General features: G+C 45.4%; 10 protein-coding genes. All 10 read right to left on the reverse strand.

Annotation, left to right across the window (positions count from 1 at the left end; genetic code table 11):
- Window positions 1-27: 27 nt before the first annotated feature.
- The gene (locus CTZ24_RS01755) at window positions 28-1,608 is read right to left on the reverse strand and encodes a hypothetical protein (protein WP_244634010.1); all 1,581 of its coding nucleotides are present in this window, start codon (window positions 1,606-1,608) and stop codon (window positions 28-30) included.
- Window positions 1,609-1,655: 47 nt separating this feature from the next.
- Complete coding sequence (locus CTZ24_RS01760) at window positions 1,656-3,341, reverse strand: hypothetical protein (protein WP_208724627.1); 1,686 nt, start codon at window positions 3,339-3,341, stop codon at window positions 1,656-1,658.
- Window positions 3,342-3,354: 13 nt separating this feature from the next.
- Entirely contained in the window at window positions 3,355-3,891 is a 537-nt protein-coding gene (locus CTZ24_RS01765) for a serine acetyltransferase (RefSeq protein WP_208724628.1), read from the reverse strand.
- Window positions 3,892-3,997: 106 nt separating this feature from the next.
- Window positions 3,998-4,813, reverse strand: coding sequence for a glycosyltransferase (locus tag CTZ24_RS01770; protein WP_208724629.1), 816 nt, complete (start codon window positions 4,811-4,813; stop codon window positions 3,998-4,000).
- 29 nt (window positions 4,814-4,842) lie between these two features.
- Entirely contained in the window at window positions 4,843-5,880 is a 1,038-nt protein-coding gene (locus CTZ24_RS01775; protein ID WP_208724630.1) for a glycosyltransferase family 4 protein, read from the reverse strand.
- 29 nt (window positions 5,881-5,909) lie between these two features.
- Window positions 5,910-7,166 carry an EpsG family protein gene (locus CTZ24_RS01780; RefSeq protein WP_208724631.1) on the reverse strand — a complete coding sequence of 419 codons (1,257 nt, stop codon included), beginning with the start codon at window positions 7,164-7,166 and terminating at the stop codon, window positions 5,910-5,912.
- Entirely contained in the window at window positions 7,163-8,041 is an 879-nt protein-coding gene (locus tag CTZ24_RS01785) for a glycosyltransferase (RefSeq protein ID WP_208724632.1), read from the reverse strand. The genes CTZ24_RS01780 and CTZ24_RS01785 overlap by 4 nt, the downstream gene beginning before the upstream one ends.
- 91 nt (window positions 8,042-8,132) lie before the next feature.
- A complete protein-coding gene (locus CTZ24_RS01790) occupies window positions 8,133-10,286 on the reverse strand; it encodes a polysaccharide biosynthesis tyrosine autokinase (RefSeq protein ID WP_208724633.1) in 2,154 nt (717 codons plus the stop codon).
- 239 nt (window positions 10,287-10,525) lie between these two features.
- Window positions 10,526-11,269: a hypothetical protein gene (locus tag CTZ24_RS01795; RefSeq protein ID WP_208724634.1), complete on the reverse strand. Its 744-nt coding sequence runs from the start codon at window positions 11,267-11,269 to the stop codon at window positions 10,526-10,528.
- A gap of 45 nt (window positions 11,270-11,314) precedes the next feature.
- Window positions 11,315-13,519: a polysaccharide biosynthesis tyrosine autokinase gene (locus CTZ24_RS01800; protein WP_208724635.1), complete on the reverse strand. Its 2,205-nt coding sequence runs from the start codon at window positions 13,517-13,519 to the stop codon at window positions 11,315-11,317.
- Window positions 13,520-14,187 lie beyond the last annotated feature (668 nt).

Below are 14,187 nucleotides of genomic sequence, written 5' to 3' on the forward strand. Positions count from 1 at the left end.
GGCCAGCGTTACTATGCTGGCACCCGATCATTGCAACGTGGTGTGGATATCGACCCAGCTGTCAGCCGGAATGTCGGTGTAGTCACCGAGGGCGGCGGTTATGGTGCCCTCAGAACCGTTCAGGGTGTATTTCAGCGCCCTGACACCAATCACAATCGTGTTGTAAGAATCAGACTCGATAGTCGCCGCCAGATTCTGGATGCCTGCTCCGCCTGCAATCACCGGATTACTGATTTTCCATAAAGATTTTTTCGTGACGATTGATGTGCCGATGATCTTATATTTTCCCGTCGCTTCTTTTGTCGCGGTCAACTTGCCGGACTGCGCGTAACCTCGATTAACCGCGCTAAAGTCATCGTTCTGTTTAAACGCATCCTGCACCGGCGATCGGGTCGCGGCGGCTATGGAGTCAGAGATGCGGATTACTGCCCCGGATGTTTTCACCACACGGCCATCATTAAGGGGGATATAGGTATTTGAGGTTAAAGAATTTTCTTCCTCAACATACACAATACCTTCAGGCTCTCTGTTCAGTGGCCCATCGCCCGCTTGATGAAGAACGACTTTCTCTTCCCCTGAATTTCCTGCCTCGGCATAGCGAAGTGGAATGAAGGTCGCACCTTCGTTACGGGCGGCAATTTTGGCGTAGACCGTTAACGTATTGTCCGACGTGTTGTAGACGTAGCCAAATTGCGTCAGGTTTGCGGTGTCGTGTCGGTAGTCCGAGGGATCGCGTAAGTTAGTGATGCGCAAGACATGCTTCACCGTCGCGGCATTGAGTGATGAGACAAAAATATCATTGCATTGAATCAGATAGGTATAGATTGACTCTGCCAGGGTTCCCCCGGAGATAAAAAATCCGGTGAAGTTCGGGCCTGAATTTCTTACACCGGTTTTCAGGGTGAATAACGTTACCCAACTGGGTTGGCTGAGCCAGGTTGTAGACTGCACATTTCCCTTCCTCAACGGCGCGATTAAATCCTTATCCGTTAAGGCACGCGGAGCAACCACGCCCGATCCCGCATAGGGAGTGCCGTAGTCGGTATATTGCCCCGGTCCGGCAATATACATGTCAGCTGAACCGTCGGCTTTGGGCAGAAAGATTAACGAGGAATGCAGCGTGTCATCTTCGGCACCGGAGAAGGGTAAGCGCAATATGCTGCCATTCCAGCCAGCGATACCTTGTCCATAGGGTTCACTGAACGGGATGGCCACTCTGGCCGCCGTGGGCTTTCCCTCTTTCGTGGCATACGTCTGGAGACGCCCACGTTCATCAATAATTAACGCCCCCCGGTTATCTGGCCCGCCAAACGTTAAGCCAGCGATCCCTTTAGGGTCCGAAACGCCTTGTACGATATCAAACTGCCCGCGTTGCTTGACCCGGTCAAACACCGACGTTGTTCCACTGCCCGCCACTTGCTTGCCTTCGCCGGTAAAGAAACCGCCAACCAGTTCGAATCCATTCTCTTTGCCAATCTCAGTACGTAATGTGTCTGGCGCTGCCGTCGCGGGTAAGGGAGGGTGATTTATCCTGACATCACTGGAGTTGGATGCAGAACTGCGGTTTGAGAACAACGCCAGTAGTGTCGAAGGCACAATCCAGTTCAAAAGACGTCTTCTTGATAGAGTCATGATGTCTCACCGTCTGTTTATTATTACAACGCCGTCGGTTGCTGCTGCCAGCCAATGTTGTTGCCAGTGTTTCCCCATATATCCAGGCCGGTATTGGTTGTCCCGGTTTTAAGGGCGGGTGAATCGCTGGCGAGTTGCAGGATATTTTTTGCTTCCTTCATACCCGCCGGCGGCACGAGGGGGAGGGTAAAGCGGAATTTAGGATCGACATATTGCAACTCGCTGGTGGAGACACCCGCCAGGGCGGCGGGAGCGGCGGATGACCAGGCTTCAGAGTAAAAGATGCAGTTTTTGAAGGCGTATTTGGTCAGCAACGTGCCAAATTCGGACACTTCCGCAGGGCTGATCAGATTGGAATTGTCACGGTGTTTCCAGTAAAAAATACAATTCTCCAGCGTCATGGCAAGGGCGGCTGGATTGTCCTCTTTGCGTGGGTTGCAGAAAAGAACATGGTCATTGGCCTGAGAAACGGTGTCAATAAACAGGCAATTTCGCACGACATTGTTATAGCAATACCAAAAACAACAGGCTTTTTTCCAGTAAATATCCTCGCTGCGTTGTGTTCGCGCGACGCCATCGTTATAGGAAACAATGTATTCAATCACGTTATTCACACAACCCAGGCCAAGGGTATGGTAGAGCGTATAGATGTCATCATTGAGCGGCTTATAACCGTTAGCATGATACCAACTGTTGGAGAAGGGACCCTGAACGAACATAAACGGTTTGGCATTATTGGTCAGATAACCCCAACGTAACAGGCAATGATTGCAGTGATAATCCAAATCTAACGCATAGCGATCGGGCGCGGCTGGCCCGGACCCATGCACCTCAAAATTCTGCCCGGTGGCGTAAGCGCACATGGTCATCCACAGCGGGACATCCGCACGGGCGGTGGTCCATGCATGGGGATCTTTTATCGGGTTATACACATTGGTACGGTAGGACGAGTAATAAATATTATCCCAGCCAGATTCCCATTCATCTCCACGAACATCACGGTTTTTATTTTTACTGGCCGCACCAGATAATAAGACACCGTAATTAACAATGTTGGTGAAAGAAACATCAAGAATACGTACCCCATAGCTTTTTCTTTGATCACCATAATAGGTATCAGGCTCTGAAAGATGGGGGTTGCCACGAATGAATATGCCGCAATTAATGTTATCGCCATAGATATCATGAATAAAAACTTTGTGGGCGATGTTTGTTTTGTCTTTAACGGTCAGGTGGATACATGCCACTTCTTTGGCGGGAGCGGAACCTGCTATCGCGGCGGGATCACCAATAAAGTTAATATGGTGAATTTCCAGATTGCAAATCCCATTGGCATCCCCTCTGAGCGAACCATACAAATAGCCACCGGTATGTTGTTCACCAGGGGGAGAGGAAAGCTGTAACGAGTTGATATTAAAATTCTGGAAAAGGGTATCAGTGTGACGTGTGGCAGCGTCTTTAGGATACCAAATCGGGTAAGCACCCTCACCATAGGATGTCAGAACACTCTGCGTGCCAGAACGATTTAAGAAAAAAGCCATTACATTCTGGCTGATATAGGACCAGTAGAAATGTGTGCCACGTTTAATTGATACGGTGACAGGATGGCTAACTCCGGATGAAATTACCTCATCCATCGTGCGATAAGGTTTTTCCAGGCTCCCGTTACCCGGAACCGTCGCTGAAGGATCAACATAGATAAACTTCATTCTGGGATACCTTTCAGGCTACACGCACCGCGTCTGATTGAAACTTACGAGTTTTAATAAAAGGTTTCTGTGCGACCACGTAGTGGTCATCAGCAATATTGGTCATGACAATGGCCCCTGCGCCAATCATGACATTGTGGCCAATTTCAATATCATCACCGAGGATGCAGGAGTTCACGCCCATAGAAACATTATCACCAATGATAAAATGTTTAGGGTACGGCAATCTATTCCCTCCGACGGTGCAGCATTGTCGAATATTGAAGTTTTTTCCAATCACGCAACCGCTGTTAATGATGACGGAGTAAGCATGCCAGATAACAAATCCATGACCGATCCTGGTCCGATAGGAGATTTCCACACCAAACATAAACTCGTTAAAGAACTTATGCAGAATAACAAAAGCCAGCGTTATGGGATAAAACACCCGCACCCGTTTAGCATGTAAAGAAGCCAGGCGGTACAGCAGTACAACCAGCTTGGATTTGATGCCAGGATTCATTTTAACTTCAGATAATGTCAGTTTGAGGCTACGAATGATGTTCGTCATGATTCACCTTACGCCGGATAGTCATTAATCCTGTTCACAGCAATATCCTGTAAGAACAAAATTTTATTATTTAAAAAATAAGTATGATGGGATGAAAAGTAAAAAATTAAATTTTGGCTCTGTCTACACGATACAGAAGCTCAAGAAATTTTTCTGGTGCAACGCGGGTAGATACCCTAACGAGAAAAGCCGCAAGGTTGTTAACTACCGAAGCCGTTTTCAATTTGCGTTTCAAATTAAAAAGAGAGACTTCACTTTTGATGTAGTTCAAACCCCTGCGTTTCTTTAACATGCCAGAGCCTGCCCGCACGTTCAACAGAATATCTGTTAAATTATGTGTTGTGTAATTTTCTGCGATTATTCTTAACCACAGATTGTAATCCTCCATAAATAGATGATGTTGATAACCTCCAACGTGATCCACTACGGATTTTCTAAACACGACACTCATATGATTAAACGGATTTTTGAACCGTGAGAAATGTTTAATGTCAGCGTGCAGTTCAGGTAAGCGTTTAAGTCGATGTTGACCTTCTTCATCAAATTCAATCACTGCGGAACCCAACAAGGCCACATCATTGTTTTCTGACATAAATGTCATTTGCCGCTGGAAACGGTGCGGCAGGCATATATCGTCGGTATCCATTCGGGCAATATATTCATATGAGCAATGTTTCATTCCTTCAGCCAGTGCTAATCCCAGACCAATATTTGTTTCCAGTTGCACCCGGTGGATGGGGAGTTTATCTTCCCAGCGTGAAACCACCTTTTCCAGTAAGGGTCCAACAGGTCCATCCATAACCAGAACTATTTCGGTTGGCTGAAGAGTTTGCTGTTCCAGACTACGAAAACAACTATCCAGGTTTTCAGCACTTTCTTTATAATATAGGGACATCAACACGGAAAAATGTTGTTGTAACATAAGTCACCTTTTGCTGTGTGTAGAATAATTTAGATTTTTTGGTAAAGTTCGCTGTAGCTAAGTGCCATTTTTTTGGCTGAGTAATTTTTTAAATAATTATTTTTGGCGTTATCCGCCAGACTGGCTTTTTCATCGGACAGGTAGTACTCGTTGAGGCAGCAGATCAAACCATGCGTGGTTTTGTTAAATAAATATCCGCTTTTTTGTTCAAAGGCGTTATGTACCTCTTGATGAGGTTCGATATCTGAACAGATAAAGGTCTTTCCTGAAGCCATCGCCTCAATCAATGCTAATGGCAGCCCTTCGGCATGAGACGCTGAGATAAAACAATCAAAATCTTTATACACCGCATGCGGCTGGTCGGTACTGCCATGAAAAATAATTTTCTCATTGTTGAATTTTTGGCGCAGAAACGTTTCATCGCTACCTGCTCCAATAATATGCAGCTTTGCCATTTTCCCCTGGCACCAGCCACTGAAGGCTTCAAGAATTTGCTGAACATTCTTTCTTTTGTTAAGTACACCTAAATAAAAATAGTGGACCTCATTGTCATGATTCTGATGTTGTAGTGGACGCGGCTGCTCAACCCCATTGGGAATGGCGGTGACGTTATGCATCGCATGGTAATTGACGCAATGTTTCATCACCGCATAAGAACAGGCGACTTTATGAAAGTGGCGAATCATATAACGCCCGACCAGGCCTTCGAGCATGCCTTTAACGAATCCCTTGGTCTGGACAAAATCCACTTCGAAATAGTTATGTATCGTGGTGACTTGTGGTACAGAGGGGAACGATAAATAGTTAAATATATCCGAGACGGTACAGTGGCTATGAATAACCGAAAAGCCACCTTTACGGATAAATCTCAGTATCTGTAATATGGCGGTACGTTTGAAGACGGTGATTTTAGCCCGCGTGGCGAATTCCTCTTCCCTTTCACCACCATTCAGCGCCAGAACTTCAATATCATAAAACGCAGGCAGGTTTTTGATGATATTAAGGCATACGTTAACCGGTCCCGCATTTTTCAAACTTGGGACAATAAAAAGGATTTTATTTTTCATTTTTTGGGTCTTTTAATAGGGTAGTAAGGTTATCTGTGTTTTATCCAGTAGCCGTCATAATCAATATCATTGAGATATTTCTCAAAGTCCTGTTCATTGTAATTCAGCAGAAAAACCGGGCTGGTCCAGGCGTATGACCAGAGTCCACCCATCGTTAACGTCCTGCGTTGGGTATAAATATTGATAATCAGCAAGCTAAGTAACGCAAATACGACAAGATAGTTTCTGAGTAGCAGGCGAAATCTTGCCGAGTCAACTCCGGTTGAGAACAAATACACATAACAAATGCGGATCGCCAGCAAATATTGTGCAATGTTGAGATAACGCCCCATTGCGGTATATGAGACAGACATGATGAAACAGCAGGGAATGAAGAGGTTTAAAAACCGATCAAAACCTTTCACCTCTCCTTTGCTGAAAAGATAGAAAACGAAAGAAGCCAATCCGAGTGAACGGGTAATAATGGCGACCATAATGGTGTTGCTGTCATTGGGCGTTGCGCTAAAGCTACCATCAACATAACCCCCCATAGCATAGTCACCAATGCCCATAAACCCGATGCTGGGCAGAATTGAACGCAGTGCCACAGAACTCAGCAGCCAGAAGAAGATGCTTAACGGTAAGACAAATTTCTTTTCAACTTTAAAGAACAGGCTTGCCACGAAGACAAGAGAGACAAACACCATCGAAAAGTGCATCAGCAATGCAAGCAGCACAAATACACCGCAGCGCAGTTTGCTTCTGCTGAAGTAACAGGTAACGGCATAAATCATAAACACCAGTGCCGTACCGTAGCGGATACCCAGCACGAGGTTCAAAATATTCAGCGCCGAAAAAACCGTAAAATAGGTGAGGGCCAACCTGGTCGATGAGATCTCCCTGTTTTCTCTTTCCGAACTGTCTATCAATGTCACATTACGGAATGCAGCGAGTAACAAGTAACACATCACGCCACCGTAAAATGCCGGGATAAAAAAGAACGGAATATTCAGCAGCTGGAAAATCCAGCCATTAACATAAAGCAGGATATCGGTATGGGCACTGGCAATATCAGAAAAATGCGTACCTGGACCATAAGCATGGATTTCCAGATAGCGCCTGTAGAGATCCCCTAATGGCGGTATCTTGATCAGCAGAAAGAAATAGAACATCGACATCACCAGAAAGGGCAGTCGGTTCATCCCTTTTTTATCCAGAGATAAAAAGGAAAGTATCAACCCACCTATTGGAATGGTCATGCTCATTGCTAAGCTCAGCGGCATTAGCTTATTCATTCTCATCATCATAAGCGGACCTTTAGTGATTGTTTCTGAATGCTAATAAGCTTTCTGATTTTATGTCTGGCAAGGATCAGAAGATTATCAATGCTGGGGTGGTAGAAGAATTCTCTGAGATTAATTTCATCCTTTCTGTTCAGTTTGTCCTGAAAATAGAGCGAGTTCAGGTGCTGACGGCTCAGAGAAGGTTTATGTGTCGTAATAAATTTTTGATAACCCTGCCATGCCTTGCTGCCAGTGGTAATACGTGGGCGATCATCTTCAATATTAACGACATAGCTGGCGTCATCAATTCTGTAACATGAACCATACTGCATGATCATGCGATACCAGAGGTCATAATCTTGCCAGGCAGGAAAGTTGATATCAAAGCCACCAATGTTTTTCATCATGCGGGTTTCGATGAATACCTGGTTACCCACCCAATTTTTAAATCCCATCATATTTAGTGTGATGTCACCGACATAACTCTTCCATTTTTTCTCAATGTGACGATTTTTGAAGATCATGTTGGCGCAAAGAAATGATTTATTCAGTCTCTGGCTGGCAGTGACAAAATTCGCGATTCTGCTATGCAGAAAATAGTCGTCATCATCCAGGCCAGTAATAAATTCACCTTTGGCGATGGCTATGCAACGATTACGCGCATAACAGGCTCCCATCGGGACATCATTTCTAAGATAGATAATGCGGCCATCCCGTTTTTTCATCTCCGCAATCACCATTTGGGTATTATCAGACGAACCATCATCACAAATAATAATTTCCAGGTTTGTATAGGTCTGGTTTTGAACCGATGCTATGGCACGTTTAACCAGTGACGAGCGATTGTGGGTTGGAATATAAATCGTCACTAAAGGTCGTGCTGCGTACTTAGCATTCATAATGCTGATCTCCTGGGGAATAGAATGGACATTCCACTTCGTGTGAAATGTTAAAGTTAATTAAGTGCGTAGCTACGCGTGAATAATTATTTTATCCTTGCCTGGCGGACTCATAAGTATATTGGATATTGCTGTAACGGTAATATCCATAGGAACGAAGTTTGGTCCCATTCAGAATACATCCATTAATATGAATACCGTTGCGTTCAAAACGACGCTGACTGATTTCAACTTCCTTGAGGGTATTTTTTTCGCAGCGTACTACCAGCATGGTCGTTCCGGCGTAGGCACCAATAATCTCCGCGTCCGTAACGGCCAGCACCGGGGGCGTGTCTACCACCACTAAATCGTAATTTTTCTCAGCCCAGCGCATCAGATCACCAAACCGTCGGCTCATCAGGAGTTCGGTAAAACCCTGGTCAAGGGTGCCACGACCAATAAAGTGCAGATCATCGCTGATGGTTATTGGCTGGATTGATTCAATGGGATACTTCGCCGCCAGAATATTTGATAATCCTGCTTTTTCCTTAACATTGAAAATATGATGCGCGGTGCCTCTTCTTAAATCAGCATCAATCAGCAGCACTTTCTTCCCTGTTTGCGCCATCACCGCACTGAAATTGGTGCTGATGAAGGTTTTCCCCACACTGGCGCTGGCGCCTGAAATCATCAGAATGTTGTTACGTGCTTCCAGCATGGAAAAATGTATATTGGTTCTCAAACTACGCAACGCTTCAATCGCCAGATCCGTGGGGTTTTCCCGCAGAAGAAAGGCTTTTGCCATTTTGTAGATGTTCTTCTTATTACTTTTTTCCAGCCAGGGTGAAAACGGAATGCTGGAATAAACGGTCATTCCCTGTTCTTCTAATTCCTCTGATGTTTCCACCGCTTTATCCAGTACAAATCGGATAAAAATCACATTTATCGACACTAAAAGGCCAAGCAACAAGCCTTGAATAATGATGAGGTATTTATTCGGTGAAACCGGTTCAGGATCATCAAGCGGATGGTCAAGCACGCGCGCATTGCCAATTGCACTGGATACGGCGATGTTCAGTTCCTGTTGTCTGCTCAGCAAGTGCATATAAAGTGTTTGTCCGGAATCAACATCACGGGTCAGGCGTAATATTTCCTGCTGCACGGCGGGCATCGCCGCTATCTTCTCTTTCAACCCATCTCTTGCTGCCAGCAGCGTCTGGCGTTTATCCAGCAGCGTTTTATACATCGGATGATCTTTGGTATAGAGCTGTGAGATGTCAGCTTCGTTGATGGTCAACTCATTGAGTTGATTATCAATATCTACCGACTGGTCAAGCACCGATTGCGCTTCCAGCGGCAGATCGACGGTGCCGTTTTTTTCTCTGGCAGCATTCAGCTTATCTTCATTACGGTCTAACTCACTGCGCACTTCGGGGAGCTGCTGGTTCAAATACACCAGGCTGCGACTATCCTGCGCAACCTGCTCGCTAATATTCTGGTGAAGATAATGTGAGGCGATATTATCCAGCACCCGCATGGTTTCGTGTTGATCTTCTCCGGTCAACGTCAGTCTGATCATGCTGCTATTGATATCCGGGTCCTGCGCGCTCAGCTGATGTTGAAGCCTGTTGATTGCGTTCAGTCTGGAGAGATAAGTCGCAGTGAATTGCGTCCCCGGCAGCGCGTTGATGCTGGCAACCAGGATTTGCATGCCTGCGTGCGCAAAAACTTTGCCGGTTTCAGCCACAAAGGAGGCATTGCCCCAGTTAATCTGATAATGGCGGCTATCCAGCACCGTTAATGTCACCTGCTCGCTGTTGTCGTCAGTGGTGCCGGGTAAAAAAAGTTGGCTGACGTCAATTTCACCCGAAGATTTTCCTGTCAACGTTGCCAACGCTGAACCAATAATCGGCATGTGCTTCGGCTCAACCACCACCTGCAAATTAAGGTCGTCAACCGTCGCACCGAGGATATGGCGTGATTGCAGTAATTTCACATCGATAGCTGACACCGGTTTGCCATCAGGCAGCGGCGTACTGTTCTGATTAGCCAGAATAGCGTTGGCACGTTGCGGCTCTAACTGAATCAGTGCATTGGCCTGATAAACGACGGGCGTCAGTAACGTATAGACCCACGCCATCAGCATAAAACTGACGGTGATAACCAGTATCAAATAGCGGGACTCGAGCAGTTCCGCGAACAGTCGACTGGTATCGACCCCCTCTTCGTCATCCATTAGCATGTTTACAACCGGTTTCATGGGCATGGTTTTTATCCTGTTATCTTTGTACAGAAGTTACAGGCATAGCCCGCGCCAGATGATCGACGGAGAGAGACGACACTCAGATTGAATGTGTATGCGCTGCTGTAAAGTAGTCATATAAAATAAATCCAAAAAATAAAAAATGGGCTATTAGTTTTACGTTCTTGATACAAGGATTTTAAAAATTAAAAATGTCCCGGAAAATTTTCTGTCGTAAGTGTTATTATTTTCTTTCATCCATATCAATAGCGAAAACGACTCATTTTTACCGATAAGAAACTATCGCGCAGTTTGTCCAGCGCGCGCCATTTACTGGTTATCCCTTGCGACTGCACCAGGGCATAATTAAGTGAGTTAACAACCTGTATGGCAATATTGATCTGCTCCGTTTTCAACAAGTCGAGTCGACTGAAAAAACCAGTATCACAACCGTTTAATGCAAACTGGCTGTCGAATACGCCCATATTTCTTGCTGAAAACTTCTCGATTAATGAGCGATAGATCACCAGACCTAACCCCAATGATTTAACCGTGCTCTCGGTGTTGATGTTGAAACCGTCGGCGGCTTTACACACCGCTTCATTAATAATTGGATAATAAACCCGGCCATCGATACGCCCACGAATACTCGGGATTTGTAAGTCCACGCCTTGCTTATGGTAGCGATCAAGACGTTTTATATATTCTTTGTTCAGAATACTGTCATCATCGCAAAAAATAAAGCGGTCATAGCTTGCATTTTTGCTGATAACATTATTGCAGACTTCGCCCAATGGCAGATCACCAATTGACTCTTTAATGTCGATATTATTGACACAAAAGCCCAGGGTATGAATGAAGTCTTTATCAAATCGCAGCGGATTCGGTCCCCGATTGATGATCAGGAGATCGGTATCGGCACAAGATTTATTCATCATGCCATTAAGAACGCGTGAGTCTTTATAATTTTTACCGCTTAAAATTACAACGAAGATTGTTTTACGCATAGGAAAACCTTTAACCATTGAGTTTAGCGTTTAAAAACACCCTGGTTACACAGAGGGCATTTTCATTGACTCAGTCTTGTTATCCTTTTTTTCATCTGCATAGGCGTAATTATATTGACTATATCCATAGACATAATAATTGCTTGCCTTATTGAGCACGCTATTAAGAATGCATCCTTTGATTTCCACCCCCACATGTTCGAAGCGTTTGATACTGACCTGCACTTCTTTGATGGTGTTGACCTCAAATCGCGCAACCAGCATGGACGTGCCTGCATAGCGTCCAATGATTGCGGCATCGGTGACTGCCAGAATCGGCGCAGTATCAACAATCACCAGATCATAATTATTCGATGCCCAGGTTAATAAAGCTTCAAATCTCTTATGCGAGAGCAATTCTGCCGGGTTCGGAGGAATGCTTCCGTGTGATATAAAATCGAAGCCAACACCAGGGACTTTCTTATCTAAGTCAACCACGTTGACCTGACCAGAGATAATGTCTGACAACCCTTTATTCCCACGATGATTAAACAGCTTATGGGCATAGCCTTTACGCATATCGGCGTCAATAAATAACACCCTCTGACCTGACTGAGCGACCACTGCCGCTAAGTTGCTGGCAATAAATGTCTTACCGACGTTTTGCGTGGCGCCAGAGATCATTAACACGTTGTTTCTGGCTTGCAGCATCGCAAAGTAAAGGCTGGTGCGCAGACTGCGCAATGCCTCAATCGCCAGGTCAGCAGGGTTTTCAATTGCCAGGAACTTGCTCCCCACAACCGACTTTTTGCTACCGAAGCGTTTCACGCCTTGATTCTGCTTATTCAACCATTCGGACACCGGCACATTGGCATACACACTCACCCCGATGTGCTCCAGTTGCTCAGCTGATGCAATTGTCCGACGCAATAACATCTTCCCGGCAACCAGTATCAGCGAGAAAATAAATCCGGCGACCAGGGCCGTCACCACCATATTTGTTCTTTGCGGCAGAACAGGAGACGGCTGCGTCACAGCGGTGTCAATAATATGCACATTACCGATGATGCTTGATCTCGCCACGCCCAGCTCTTGCTGACGGTTAAGTAGCTGCATGTAAATAGCACGTCCGGAGTCCACATCGCGGCTCAGACGTTCAACTTGCTGCTGGGTGGCCGGCATCGTGGAAATACGCTTGTTCAGATCGTCGCGCTCCTGTAATAACGTCTGGCGCTTGTCCAGCAACGTTTTATAGGTCGGGTGATCTTTGGTATATAACTGTGAAATTTCAGATTCACGAAACGTCAGTTCATTCAGCTGACTATCCACATTCACCACTTGATCAAGCACGGCTTTCGCCTCCAGAGACAAATCCACCGAGTCTACCTGGCGACGGTAAAGATTCATTTTGTCTTCTGCTGCATCGAGATCACTGCGTACCTGTGGTAATTGCTGATGCAGAAAATCGAGGCTGTTAGTATCCTCAGCCCGTTGCCGGGCAACGTTCTGTTCTAAATAGTTCTCGCTGATTACATTCAGGATCGATGCGGCTCTGGCTTTGTCATCACTGCTCAATGTCAGCAGCAGGATCCCGGTTTTCTTGCCCTGATCCTCGACATCAAAGTTATCCAGCAGGCTGGCAATAGCCGCCTGGCGTGAAATATATTTCACGGTGAATTTCGTCCCCGGTTGGGCATGCATGCTATCGACATTCAGTAACATGCCATCGCGGGTGATCGGGCTACCGACGTTGCCATAGAACTGGACATTGCCGTTCTCGACAAGGAAACGCTCGTTATCCACAACGGTTAAGGTAATGCGCGGCGGGGTTTCATCTGTACGTGGCAGATACAACTGACTGATGCTGAGTTTTCCCGGCACCTCTCCCGTCAACCTTGCCCATCCACGGCCAAACAGCGGAAAATATTGCTGGCTAATGACAGCCTGTAAGTTCAAATCATTAACGGTCTTGCCGAGGATCATGCGCGATTGCAGCAATGCGATCTCGGGCGCGGAGACGGGCTCGGTATCCGGCAGCATTGGGCTGATGTTATTCAGCAACGCATTCCCCTGCTTTTGCTCAATCTGAATCATCGCATTCGCCTGATAAACCGGCGTGACGAACAGTGCATAAACAATCGCAAACAGGGTAACGACACTGGTCACCGCGATAATCAATTTACGATGATCCAGCAGCCCACCGTAAATGCGCCCCAAATCGATCTCTTCTGATTTGGCGGTGACGATTTTATGTTTAATAGTGGTTGTCATGCCATGATTCCCGTGAAATCCACCAGTGGGCCTTGCAGCCCAACAATTACCGGCCTGAGCAATAAATTGATAAACAGCATCAAAAGCTCCGCGATAGCAGTACATCATTACTGCCAGTACGGTATGAATATTTTCAATTTCGTCTTATCTGCCAGTGGTACGTCCCTGTTGGAGAACCATGCTGTTGTTGCAGTGGTTAAATAAATAAATTTTAATTGCTCGCTGTTTCTCTATTTATTAATGGCCCTGAATGTGGCTAAGCGAACAGAATATCATTTAATAATAATCCATTAATATTCATCATATTACACAAAAACGGCCTCTGGTGTGTGTCTGTAGCCATAAATCGCTAACTTAACGTAAAAATGTGATGCATCGTTATTATTTTTTTGATGAATGTAAATCTTAATTTGGTCTTTAGGCAGTTAAAAAACAGCTGCTGCCCGGGTGAATTTCTTACAAGAAAACATCTTTGTCATGCTTAGTAATATCTTCCAATTGGGGGCAAAGGAATATAGCTAATTTCCTAAAATGCGCGTGGCTTTGATTGAATGACAATCTCATCTAAGATTTTGGCTATTCATTTTAGATTGGCATATTATTTCTGCTAAAGAATAAAAATATTACCAGGCGATATAGTTAAATTAATAAGCTGCCGTTTTTATTGA

The organism is Pantoea phytobeneficialis, from assembly GCF_009728735.1.
In the GTDB taxonomy this organism is placed as follows: Bacteria; Pseudomonadota; Gammaproteobacteria; order Enterobacterales; family Enterobacteriaceae; genus Pantoea; species Pantoea phytobeneficialis.

What these genes read in the sequence shown, in the direction of transcription:
- CTZ24_RS01775 (WP_208724630.1), bottom strand. Translation starts at nt 5,880, where the DNA reads ATGAAAAATAAAATCCTTTTTATTGTCCCAAGTTTGAAAAATGCGGGA.
- CTZ24_RS01780 (WP_208724631.1), bottom strand. Translation starts at nt 7,166, where the DNA reads ATGATGATGAGAATGAATAAGCTAATGCCGCTGAGCTTAGCAATGAGC.
- CTZ24_RS01790 (WP_208724633.1), bottom strand. Translation starts at nt 10,286, where the DNA reads ATGCCCATGAAACCGGTTGTAAACATGCTAATGGATGACGAAGAGGGG.
- CTZ24_RS01765 (WP_208724628.1), bottom strand. Translation starts at nt 3,891, where the DNA reads ATGACGAACATCATTCGTAGCCTCAAACTGACATTATCTGAAGTTAAA.
- CTZ24_RS01785 (WP_208724632.1), bottom strand. Translation starts at nt 8,041, where the DNA reads ATGAATGCTAAGTACGCAGCACGACCTTTAGTGACGATTTATATTCCA.
- CTZ24_RS01760 (WP_208724627.1), bottom strand. Translation starts at nt 3,341, where the DNA reads ATGAAGTTTATCTATGTTGATCCTTCAGCGACGGTTCCGGGTAACGGG.
- CTZ24_RS01800 (WP_208724635.1), bottom strand. Translation starts at nt 13,519, where the DNA reads ATGACAACCACTATTAAACATAAAATCGTCACCGCCAAATCAGAAGAG.
- CTZ24_RS01795 (WP_208724634.1), bottom strand. Translation starts at nt 11,269, where the DNA reads ATGCGTAAAACAATCTTCGTTGTAATTTTAAGCGGTAAAAATTATAAA.
- CTZ24_RS01770 (WP_208724629.1), bottom strand. Translation starts at nt 4,813, where the DNA reads ATGTTACAACAACATTTTTCCGTGTTGATGTCCCTATATTATAAAGAA.